At 34.6% G+C, this 10,218-nt stretch carries 11 protein-coding genes, 1 other RNA gene and 2 pseudogenes; all 14 read right to left on the bottom strand.

Features of this window, described 5'->3' with window-relative positions; translation table 11 throughout:
- Positions 1 to 22 precede the first annotated feature (22 nt).
- Positions 23 to 1,181: pseudogene (locus HMPREF0518_RS03445) on the bottom strand (MalY/PatB family protein).
- 8 nt (positions 1,182 to 1,189) lie between these two features.
- A pseudogene (locus tag HMPREF0518_RS03440) lies at positions 1,190 to 2,071 on the bottom strand (DUF3737 family protein); the annotation flags it as partial.
- Between the two features lie 81 nt (positions 2,072 to 2,152).
- Positions 2,153 to 2,521: a transfer-messenger RNA gene (gene ssrA / locus HMPREF0518_RS09650) on the bottom strand.
- A 51-nt stretch (positions 2,522 to 2,572) separates the two neighbouring features.
- Positions 2,573 to 3,757 carry an acetate/propionate family kinase gene (locus tag HMPREF0518_RS03435; RefSeq protein WP_003633547.1) on the bottom strand — a complete coding sequence of 395 codons (1,185 nt, stop codon included), beginning with the start codon at positions 3,755 to 3,757 and terminating at the stop codon, positions 2,573 to 2,575.
- A 46-nt stretch (positions 3,758 to 3,803) separates the two neighbouring features.
- Positions 3,804 to 4,805: a class I SAM-dependent methyltransferase gene (locus HMPREF0518_RS03430; RefSeq protein ID WP_003633546.1), complete on the bottom strand. Its 1,002-nt coding sequence runs from the start codon at positions 4,803 to 4,805 to the stop codon at positions 3,804 to 3,806.
- Between the two features lie 169 nt (positions 4,806 to 4,974).
- On the bottom strand, positions 4,975 to 5,523 hold the full coding sequence (locus HMPREF0518_RS03425) for a ComGF family competence protein (RefSeq protein ID WP_257875289.1): 549 nt from the start codon (positions 5,521 to 5,523) through the stop codon (positions 4,975 to 4,977).
- Positions 5,483 to 5,752 (bottom strand): hypothetical protein, encoded by a 270-nt coding sequence (locus tag HMPREF0518_RS03420; RefSeq protein ID WP_003626116.1) that lies wholly within the window; start codon positions 5,750 to 5,752, stop codon positions 5,483 to 5,485. The genes HMPREF0518_RS03425 and HMPREF0518_RS03420 overlap by 41 nt, the downstream gene beginning before the upstream one ends.
- Positions 5,749 to 6,180, bottom strand: coding sequence for a type II secretion system protein (locus HMPREF0518_RS03415; protein WP_003626115.1), 432 nt, complete (start codon positions 6,178 to 6,180; stop codon positions 5,749 to 5,751). Before HMPREF0518_RS03415 ends, HMPREF0518_RS03420 begins: the two co-directional genes overlap by 4 nt.
- Positions 6,149 to 6,499, bottom strand: a complete 351-nt coding sequence (gene comGC / locus HMPREF0518_RS03410) for a competence type IV pilus major pilin ComGC (protein ID WP_003626112.1) — start codon at positions 6,497 to 6,499, stop codon at positions 6,149 to 6,151. Before comGC ends, HMPREF0518_RS03415 begins: the two co-directional genes overlap by 32 nt.
- Positions 6,500 to 6,510: 11 nt before the next feature.
- Positions 6,511 to 7,512 (bottom strand): type II secretion system F family protein, encoded by a 1,002-nt coding sequence (locus HMPREF0518_RS03405; protein ID WP_025283433.1) that lies wholly within the window; start codon positions 7,510 to 7,512, stop codon positions 6,511 to 6,513.
- Entirely contained in the window at positions 7,481 to 8,455 is a 975-nt protein-coding gene (gene comGA, locus HMPREF0518_RS03400; protein WP_003626108.1) for a competence type IV pilus ATPase ComGA, read from the bottom strand. The genes HMPREF0518_RS03405 and comGA overlap by 32 nt, the downstream gene beginning before the upstream one ends.
- 147 nt (positions 8,456 to 8,602) lie before the next feature.
- A complete protein-coding gene (locus HMPREF0518_RS03395; protein WP_003626106.1) occupies positions 8,603 to 9,331 on the bottom strand; it encodes a YebC/PmpR family DNA-binding transcriptional regulator in 729 nt (242 codons plus the stop codon).
- Between the two features lie 90 nt (positions 9,332 to 9,421).
- Positions 9,422 to 9,937, bottom strand: a complete 516-nt coding sequence (locus HMPREF0518_RS03390) for a VanZ family protein (protein WP_003626104.1) — start codon at positions 9,935 to 9,937, stop codon at positions 9,422 to 9,424.
- Between the two features lie 94 nt (positions 9,938 to 10,031).
- A complete protein-coding gene (locus tag HMPREF0518_RS03385) occupies positions 10,032 to 10,217 on the bottom strand; it encodes a type Z 30S ribosomal protein S14 (RefSeq protein WP_003626102.1) in 186 nt (61 codons plus the stop codon).
- Position 10,218 lies beyond the last annotated feature (1 nt).

Here is a 10,218-nt window from a genome sequence, read left to right as displayed (position 1 = left end):
ACTTTTTAGTTTACATGTAAACCTATTTGCTATACTTACGAATCCCTTCAGCCAATCGATTTATCCCATCTTTCACCATTGCTAATGGACAAGCCAGATTTATCCGGATGAAATCTTGACCGTTGCCACGATAAACACTACCGGCCGAAACAATTAAACCTGTTTCTTTTCTAAGAAACTCTACTAATTCTGCAGAGTTATTGGCTACTTTTTGGACATTGATCCACATTAGATAAGTAGCATCCCCAGAGATAACTCTTATTTCAGGAATATTTTCTTGAATGAAATGACTGACATAAGCGAAATTTTCATTTAATTGCTGCTTTAATGCTTTCAGCCAACCATGACCTTCTTCGTATGCCGCGATCGTGGCTAGAATGGCCAACAGATTAGGTTCAGCTACCTCATCACTATTTAAGCCGCGATTGACAATGTTGCGCAAATTTTCATCAGGAACAATTGCTGTTGCAGCATGAAGTGCAGCTACATTAAAAGTTTTACTTGGTGAAACTAAAAAAAATCACATTGCTCTTAGCTTCAATTGAAAATGCTGGAGTGTAACCCTGCCCCTTTCTAACTAAATCGTCATGAATTTCATCTGAAAGCAAAACGACATGATGTTTTTGACATAATTGTGCAACTCTTTGCACTTCTGCCTTAGTCCACACTTTACCAATAGGATTATGAGGATTACAAAAAATCATCAACGTAGTTAAAGGATTAGCTAATTTCTCTTCCAAATCTGTCCAATCGACACTATAATTTTTGCCATCAAAAGCTAAATCACTTGATAAAACATGGCGTACATTATTCAAAATAGAATTGTAAAAAATATTATAAACAGGTTCTTGAACTAGGACATTATCACCAATATGTGAAACACGACGCACAATTGTTGAAATTGCGGGTACAACTCCTGTGGTAAAAATCATCCAATCATTATGGGGCCGACACCCATGTTCTGTTTCATACCAATCTGCTACTGCATTAAAATAATCTTTCTGAGGCCATTCATAGCCAAAAGCTCCTAATGAAATTTTTGCTTGCATTGCCTCAATAATTTCAGGCGCTGTTTTAAAATCCATATCGGCAATCCACATTGGTAATTCCCCTGGTTTAACATCCCACTTTACCAAATCAGTATGACTGCGATCAGGTGCATTTTCAAAATCATATTCCATTTTTATCACTAATCCTTGGGTTTTTGATTATTATCAGAATGCATTAATTTTTCATGTACCTTTGGGCAAATAATTTCTGTCTTTTCAGGATCAATTTTAGATGAATCCATAATTAAGGTATCTACTTCTGGAACCTCAATTTTTCCTGAAATAGGATTCTTAATACTATCAATCTTGCAGTTCAATTGTACATCCATATCTGAAACGTATTCAAAAGCCAAGTCAGTATGAATCAATAAACTATTTTTAATTTCAAGATGGTCAATATAATTCAAGCCCTGATTACTTTCGATTTTACAATTAATCAATTTAAGATTTTGAGTATTCCAAGCCAGATATTCACCATCAATCGTTGAATCCTAAATCGTTACATTTTTACAATTTCAAAAAGCATCCTTAGACACAAAAGTAGAATGATGAACTTCAATATTTTCTGCACCATAAAAAACATAATTACCAACTACGCTAACGTGATCAAGGTAAATATTTTTGCTATCTTTACCAAAATGATCTCCATTAATTTGAGAGTTAGTAATTTTTATATCGTTACATGTCCACATTGTTTCTTCCACATCGACAAAATGGACATTATCTAACTTAATATGACTTGCTCTTCTAAATAATTTAGGCGCTTGCAAGGCACTATTTTTAATCAAAATATTTTTGGTATACCAAATTCCACTTCTAGACATGGTTTCAAATGTAGTGTTTTCGACTTTTACGTTATCGTCATACCACAAAGGATATTTCCACGTAAAAATTGAATCCTTTAACTGAATATTTTTTGCTTCTTTTAAAGGAGATTCACCTTTTCCAAAAGTAATGCCTTCAAGTTCAGCATTATTAACGCCATAAAGAATTCTTTCTCCTTCAAAATACTTATTTTTGAAAGGATACTATAACTAATAGTTATTGATACATAAAAATAAAAGTCTTGCTAGGAATCATATCCTAACAAGACTTTTTTCATTCGATGGAGATGAGGGGAGTTGAACCCCTGTCCAGACGCATTCCGTCACTGACCTCTACGATCATAGTTATATTACTTGAACTTCACTAGCTCAAAACGCCATATAACAGGGCTAGGATGAGCTAGCTAACCTGTTAAGACTCTTTTCAACTATTCAGGTGAGATAGTTAAACGTAACTCGCTAAAGTTGATACTCAGTGTCAGCCACGAGTAAACCGACAAAGAGCAACGCATGCGCTAAATTAAGCAGCTAATGCGTAAGAATTTTTGTTATTTGCAGTTATATTTAACTGTAACGTTTTTACGTAGACGTAACCTACGAATCGCAGTCAATGCGAATCTACGCCTGTCGAATCCCAAAAACATCCCCTTGAGACTCTAACATTATAGCATAGACAAGCTAATCCTGCGAACAAAAAGCTTAATTAATGTTAGTCAAACGAACTACATCACGTTCAATGATTAATTCCTCATTAGTTGGAATAACCATTACCTTCACCTTAGAATCTGGCTTAGTAATGAAATGCTCACCGTTTTCTTCGTTTGCTTCATAATCTGGTTCAACACCCATGTACTTGAAAGCATCCATAACTTCCTTACGTACGCTCATATCATGTTCACCAATACCAGCAGTAAAGATAATAGCATCAATGCCGCCCATTTCAGCAATATATGAACCAACGTAACGAACGATTCTATTAATAAAAATCTTTCTTGCAAGTTTAGCACGTTCTGTGTCGCTTTCACTGATGTCACGCATATCTGGAGAAATACCTGATAAGCCAAGCAACCCAGATTTGTGATTCAAGATATGAATCATTTCATCCATGGATTTTCCTTCAACATGCATTAAATGTTGAATAAGTGATGGGTCAATATCACCACAACGAGTTGCCATTGTGATACCAGCAATTGGACTAAAGCCCATTGAAGTGTCATACGATTTTCCATCTTTTACAGCAGTAATTGAAGCACCTGAACCTAAGTGACAAATAATTAATTTTAAATCCTTTAAATCTTTGCCGAGCATTTTAGCAGCATGAGGTGCAGTATAGCGGATTGATGTGCCATGTGCACCATACTTGCGAACACCATATTTTTCATAGTATTCATAAGGAAGAGAATATAAGTAGTGAACTGGATCAAGAGCGCGATGATAAGTAGTATCAAACACGGCTACTTGTGGTACTTCTGGCAATACATTCATAAATGCTTCAATTCCATGGCCTTCAGCTGGGTTGTGAAGTGGAGCATAATCTTCTAGTTCATAAATCTTAGGTAAATTTTCCTTGGTGATAATAGTAGAATCATCAAAGTATTCACCACCATTAACTACACGGTGACCCACGCCAACGATTTCATGCAAATCATCTACTACATTAAATTGCTTCAAGAATTTAATTAACAAGTTAACTGCAGCTTCTTGATCGGCAATTTCTGTTTTTTCTACATGCTTAGTGCCGTCAGCCAATTTAATTTCAAAAGAAGCATTGTCCAATCCAACACGATCAGCCATACCACTTGCAATCACTTTTTCATCTGGCAATGAAAATAACTTATATTTAAAAGATGAACTACCTGAGTTAATCGCCAAAACCTTTTTCATAAAAATAATTTCCTCTTCTTTCAACAAAAGTTAAGTGCTTCACGAATTAATGAGTGATTTTAGTATACCACTCGTTTAACTTAACATTAAAACGAATCAAAGCCTCTTCTTTTTTCAAAGAATCCAGTTTAGTTAACAAAACTTCACTAGCTTTAGCATCTTCTCCATGATTTTGGAAAACCAGAATCGACTTTTGATTAAACTTATTTTTAAACATATCATCAGGCAATTCAACGATTGCTTTTAAATATACCTTTTTGGTCAACCATGGCATAAAGTCAGCACCAATCTTGCCTGACAAAATTGATTTAGGAACAACTAAAAATGCATAACCAGCTGGCTTTAAATTCTTAATTATTTGTTCAATTAATAGTAGGTGTGCAAATGAATGTCCTTTTTCTGCGCGATTTTCAAAGTTCTTAGCATTTTCATCAACTGGGTAATAGCCAATTGGCAAATCACTTATTACGACATCTGGATTTGAACACATCCAAGGTATCAATGCATCTTGACAATAAAGTTCGATGTCAAAGTCATTCAAGTGTGCCGCTACATCCGCTAAATTAAGCATTTCTTCATCGTTATCAATTCCGACTAATTGATAATTATCTTTAGAATGGTTTAAGGCTTTCAACTGTGAAATGATTGAAAACAATAAGATTCCTGTACCGATTGTCGGATCAACTATTTCAATCTTTTCATTCTTCACCAACTTGTGCATCAACATTGCAATAACAGTTGAAATTGCTGGTGGAGTTGGCATCTTATTAACATCAAAGCCATCATCATTGATTGCTTTTAAAGTTAAAAATGTAAAAACTTGTGCCTTATCTTTTTGACTAATTTCATCATAATCAAGTGCTTGATATTTTTTGCTCAGTTCAGCAACAGTTTGTTCATCTGGTGCACCGTTTTCGACTTTAATTTTACCCTGCTCTAAATTATCGAATGTTTCAACTAAAGCTTCTGTAAATGAAACATTTAAGGCTTTTTGCAAAGTTTGTACGCAATCTAAAAATTGATTAAAAAGTTTCTTAAATTTTTCCATAACGTCCCTCCATACCTCCATTATTTTAAAGAAAGGAAAGTAGAGGTGCAAGAAAAGTTATTTGCCAGATAGATATTTGATGATCATTAGATTATTTTCCATGCTTGCGCAATACACTTCTTGATATATTTTGATAAAAAGCAGAGTCGTAATTAAAACTAAAATACTGCTAAGCAGCGCGCTTCCCTTTATTTTTAACAATCTTTTTCTCTCTTTCTGGTCTAGGTTCTTCATCAAGCTTAAAGACTAAATCTGATTTTTTCTTATCTTTTTCTACCACATGAATAATAATTTGGTCTTTTTTCGTTGCAAAATGAGCCGATTTAATATTAAAAATAAGCGGCATATATCCACCACGATCAGCTCCTGCTTTTGATACTTTTAAAACATGATTTTTTAAATAATATTCAATCGTATACATTTCTTCTTCACAATTTTTATCAACTCGAACAAAAGCTGTTCTATTACTTTTAGCATCTTTTGTGATTGGATAGACATTTTTTGTATTTTCTGCATGCATAAAATTATTCAATTGAACATATGCATAAGCAACATCATTCACATGTTGGTTTTCATTCATGCTGGCCTTTTTAATACTTAGCAACAAGTTTTGCAAAATAGAAAGTACTAAAATAGTGATAAAAAGAGAAAAGATGACTTCTGTTAACATAAATCCCTTAGTCTTTAACCTTGAATTTTTGGTTAGTAGTCTTGTCATTAAGATAATGTTGCCCCACCCTTTCATAAACGTGATCATGCACTGTTATCTGATCCAAGTCACTGGTCTTCAATACATGATAGGCATAGATTCGGTCCGTTTTTAATTCTATTTCCTGACCATTTTTTTGGCCTTCAGCAACGGTTAAATAAAGACAACTCACAGCAACAACTGAAATAATAATAGCAATGGCACTTTCAAATATTAAGAATCCTTTTACCTTTTTCATTTTGCCATTCGTCCCCATAACATTTGATACTTGATAGCCTTTTTCATTCCATAACCACTGATAGTTACTGTTCTAGGAGCGGAACGGCCTGTTTTAGAAAAAACAAAGTTTGTTAAGCCTTTAATATCGATATTTTCATTTATATTAACGTGCTTTTCATGACCTCCACCGACCAATTTGATATAGTGCTGATTCTCAGAAAAGATGACGGTTACGGCATGTCCTTCAATCGTACTAATTCGTGAGGCTTGATCGAGGGCAGCAGTCACTTCTTTTACTGTATTATCGAAGACCAAGCGATTTTGATATTTCTTAAGCTGCAAACTGCCAATTAACATCATCCCGCAACAAATCGCCAAAGTAATCATTGTCTCAATTAAAGTAAAAGCCCTATATTTATTTCTTATTAATTTCAGTAACTTTTCCATTTTCTAATTTAAAACTCTTATTAGCTTTATTTACTTGATCTTGAGTTAAATAATCACCCTTTAATAGTTCATCAAATTTAGTTGGTGTACCATGATCATCATCTTTATACATTTCTACCTGCGTTTGCAAAGTAGTCTTAAATGCATCTGAAGTCTTATTCTCCGCTTTTTCCTTTTGATTCAACATATTAGGTACAATTAATACCATCAAAATCACAATAATGGCAATCACAACCACCATTTCGATTAAAGTAAAACCTTCTTGACGACGGTTTTTAGCTAAAATGTTTAACAAATATCTCTTCATTTTCTTTTTCATCTTTTTTCTCCTTAAAGTCCTTGCATCATTGAATACATTGGCATTAATAACTTCAAATACATGCCAATTACACATAAGCCAATCAAGATAAAACAAAATGGTTGTACATTAACAACTAATTTCTCTATTTTTTGAGTTAAATCGATAAATAAACTGCGCCCAAGCATTAGGCAACTCTGACTTAGATTTTTTCTTTCTGATCCCGTCTTGAGCAAGATTAACAAGCTATTTGGTAAAAATATTTCTTGTTCTATGATTTTCTCTAAATTTCTACCTTCAGCTAGTTCATGACCTATTTTTTGCCCTAAAGCTTGCTGCAACGAGCCTTTTTCCTGCTTTGACGCATATTCACACATTTTTTGCAGTGAAAAGCCACTGGCAAGCAGCATCCCAATGTCATACACCAATAAATAATTAACATATAGCGAAATTACCGGGCCAATAATGGGATACTTGGTTAGTTTTTGCATTGAATCGTAATCTTGTTTGTTAAGCAAAACAATTATCCTAGCTAAAAAATAAATTCCAGCAAGTACAGCTCCAATTAGCCCCAACATGATCAAATCACCTGAATATTCGCTTCTATCATTAAACTGAGTGGATATAAACGATTGCATAAAAACAAGCAAAATTACCATCATGATTGCTAAAACGAATGGATAAGACAACTCAGCACGCAATTTTTTGACTTGCTCTTGTTTAAGTCGACTGAGAATAGCTAATTGATTCAAACATTCTATTAAATTTCCTTGCTGCAATGCTAGGTTAACCTGTGTTACCGTTGTTTTCGAAAATCCTAACTGGATTAATTCGACGCTAAAGCTATTGCCTTCCTTCATTCGTTTAACCAGCTTTTGCATTAATTCTTTTTTCTTCGGCCATAAAACAGGCATCAGCTCTATTGAATTAATTAATGAAAAACCATTTTCCAAGCTATGTTTTAAATAATCTAAAAAAACAAGCTGTTCTTCACTATTCAACCTATCCTTCTTTGAATTGCTCATATACTTCAGCATCAATTTTTCCTCCTTCCCGCAACAGTTGCATATTTTCTTGCCAATTAACGAAGTCACTTCGCACGCTTTGCTGTAATTCTTGATTTAAAAGTTCGCCCTCAGCAATATCCATTAGACATTGTATCCCTATCGAACTAGGCAATAGCCTTTGATAAGACACCGCGGTTAAACAATTAGATAATTCATCATTTTTGATACCTAAACTCTCCAAACGTGAAATAGTTTGCAAAGTACTTTTAGCATGGGCCGTCGCAAAAACTAAGTGTCCACTTAAAGCAGCATCAATTGCCAACCTTGCTGTACCTTGATCACGAATTTCTCCAATAATCAAAATATCTGGGCGATGCCGTAAAGCTGCTTTTAGCAAACTTTGATAATCAATCCCGGCTTTATTATTGACTTGTGATTGCAAAAATTTAGGTTCATGAACTTCAACTGGATCTTCAATGGTCATTACTACTTTATTAGGGCTCAATTTCTTTGCAATTTCATACATCGTAGTCGTCTTACCTGAACCCGTTGGTCCACTAGTCACAATCAGCCCTCGATGCAAAGCTAATTTTTCTAACGATTCTACTTGTTCAGGAAAGAAATACTTACTTTGCTTAATTTCATAAATTATTCTAATGACCAATGATTCTTGATCGGAAAAATCACCTAAACTAGAAAGACGTAAATAATATTCCGCTTGATCAATGCCATATGTCATTGCCCCTACCTGAGGTCTACGATGTTCTGCAATGTCCATTTGGGCACTATATTTAAAGAAATTAATAATTTCTTGTCCCTCATCTAAAGAAAAGTCGGTTTGAGTAATTACCCCTTGATTAGTCCGAAACTGCACGATCATATTCTCCTTTTTCGGAAAAAAGAAAATATCGCTCGCCTTACACGAAATTGCGGAAGTGAGTAATTCATTGATAAATTCCTTCGTTTTCATAAAAATCCTCCTTTTTTGCCTCACACTATTTAATACGCAAAAAAAGACGATTTTTTTCTGAGAAATTTAAAAAAATTTATTTTTTTAGAAAAAAGGACAAAAAAATAACCCAACCAAATTGGTTGAGTCATTTTCTCTATTTAATAATTAGTCTTCATCAGCTGCTGCAGTGTAAACATTTTGAACATCGTCACTGTCTTCAAGAGCATCAACTAAATGTTCAAATTGTTCCTTCTTATCTGCTGGAACTGGGGTGGTGTTTTGTGGAATCATAGTTAATTCAGCATCTGCGAGCTTGTAACCGTCCTTAATAAGTGCATCACGAACGTCTGCAAATTGCTTTGGATCAGTGTAGATTTCAAATGCATCATCACTGGTTTGAAGATCGTCACCACCAGCATCCATTACATCAAGCAATACTTGATCTTCATCTGCATCAGTAGTTGAACGATCAATTACGATGTAGCCTTTACGATCAAACATGTAAGCAACAGAACCAGTAGCACCAAGTGAACCACCATTACGAGTGAAAGCAACACGAACATCTGAAGCAGTACGGTTCTTGTTGTCAGTCAATGCTTCTACAAAGACAGCAACACCACCTGGAGCGTAACCTTCATAAGTAATTTCGTCGTAGTGTTCTTCTGAACCACCTTCGGCTTTTTTGATCGCACGCTTGATGTTGTCCTTAGGCATGTTGTTTGAACGTGCCTTATCAATTACCATACGTAATGTAGGATTCCCATCAGGATCAGGACCACCACTCTTTGCAGCCATATAAATTTCACGAGATAACTTTTGGAAAATTTTACCTCTCTTTGCGTCTTGTGCATTCTTGCGGCCTTGAATATTGTGCCATTTTGAATGTCCTGACATAAGGATCCCTCTTTCTTTTTTCTAATATTAATTAACGATATTATCTTAACTCACAGCACCCTAAAATTCAATGATGTCAAAGCTTTAAAACTATTTTTTCTTGGCCCAATACTTATTTTTTAAATATAAAACGATCATAACTAAAATAATAGCCGTTAAAGCCCCAGAAGCATCCAAAATTACATCATGTACGCTCGGAGTTCTATCTCCTGTTAAAAATTGATGATACTCATCAAAAGCAGCAAATGCAATTGCTGCAAACCAAGTTAAAACGGGAGCTATCCACTTAATCTTAAAAATGCGGCGCAAGCCTAAATAGCCAAAACCGCCCAATAAAAAGTATGAGCCAAAATGTGCCATCTTCCGCAAAACAAATTGTGCAAGTCCTGCTCGCCCATCTAATTGTGCATTATGAAGGCGTCCGCCATAAGTAAAATTCCAGCCAGCCACAATATTTTCTAGCCAACCAAAATATTTACTGACTGTGCCATCATGCAATTCCTGTTCATGGTATGTCATTGAACTAGAAATAAATAAAAATACCAGTACTAATAATGCCAACAATAAAAAAAGCTTTTCTCGTTTCGTAAAATGAAATTTCTCCATAACTCTTTCCCTTAGTTTGATTTGAATAACTTCTTTTTACTTTAACAAAAAAAGCGTATTATGTTTAACTTTTTTATATATTTTATGATTATTTTTACCAACTAGCTTTCTTTACGCCTGGAAGTTGACCTTGATGTGCTAAATCACGCATGCATTCTCTGCAAAGGCCAAATTTGCGATAAACGGAATGCGGACGTCCACAACGTTCACAACGTGTATATTCTCTAGTTGAAAATTTTGCTACTTTTTTATTACGAATAATTTGTGATGCTTTTGCCATA

The organism is Lactobacillus helveticus DSM 20075 = CGMCC 1.1877, assembly GCF_000160855.1.
GTDB lineage: Bacteria > Bacillota > Bacilli > Lactobacillales > Lactobacillaceae > Lactobacillus > Lactobacillus helveticus.
Note: the sequence above shows the minus strand (reverse complement) of the source record. Positions and strands in the feature narration are given on the sequence as shown.

Coding starts and splice junctions, on each gene's coding strand:
- HMPREF0518_RS03435 (WP_003633547.1), bottom strand. CDS start 3,757: ATGAAAAAGGTTTTGGCGATTAACTCAGGTAGTTCATCTTTTAAATAT.
- HMPREF0518_RS03430 (WP_003633546.1), bottom strand. CDS start 4,805: ATGGAAAAATTTAAGAAACTTTTTAATCAATTTTTAGATTGCGTACAA.
- HMPREF0518_RS03425 (WP_257875289.1), bottom strand. CDS start 5,523: ATGACAAGACTACTAACCAAAAATTCAAGGTTAAAGACTAAGGGATTT.
- HMPREF0518_RS03420 (WP_003626116.1), bottom strand. CDS start 5,752: ATGAAAAAGGTAAAAGGATTCTTAATATTTGAAAGTGCCATTGCTATT.
- HMPREF0518_RS03415 (WP_003626115.1), bottom strand. CDS start 6,180: ATGGAAAAGTTACTGAAATTAATAAGAAATAAATATAGGGCTTTTACT.
- comGC (WP_003626112.1), bottom strand. CDS start 6,499: ATGAAAAAGAAAATGAAGAGATATTTGTTAAACATTTTAGCTAAAAAC.
- comGA (WP_003626108.1), bottom strand. CDS start 8,455: ATGAAAACGAAGGAATTTATCAATGAATTACTCACTTCCGCAATTTCG.
- HMPREF0518_RS03395 (WP_003626106.1), bottom strand. CDS start 9,331: ATGTCAGGACATTCAAAATGGCACAATATTCAAGGCCGCAAGAATGCA.
- HMPREF0518_RS03390 (WP_003626104.1), bottom strand. CDS start 9,937: ATGGAGAAATTTCATTTTACGAAACGAGAAAAGCTTTTTTTATTGTTG.
- HMPREF0518_RS03385 (WP_003626102.1), bottom strand. CDS start 10,217: ATGGCAAAAGCATCACAAATTATTCGTAATAAAAAAGTAGCAAAATTT.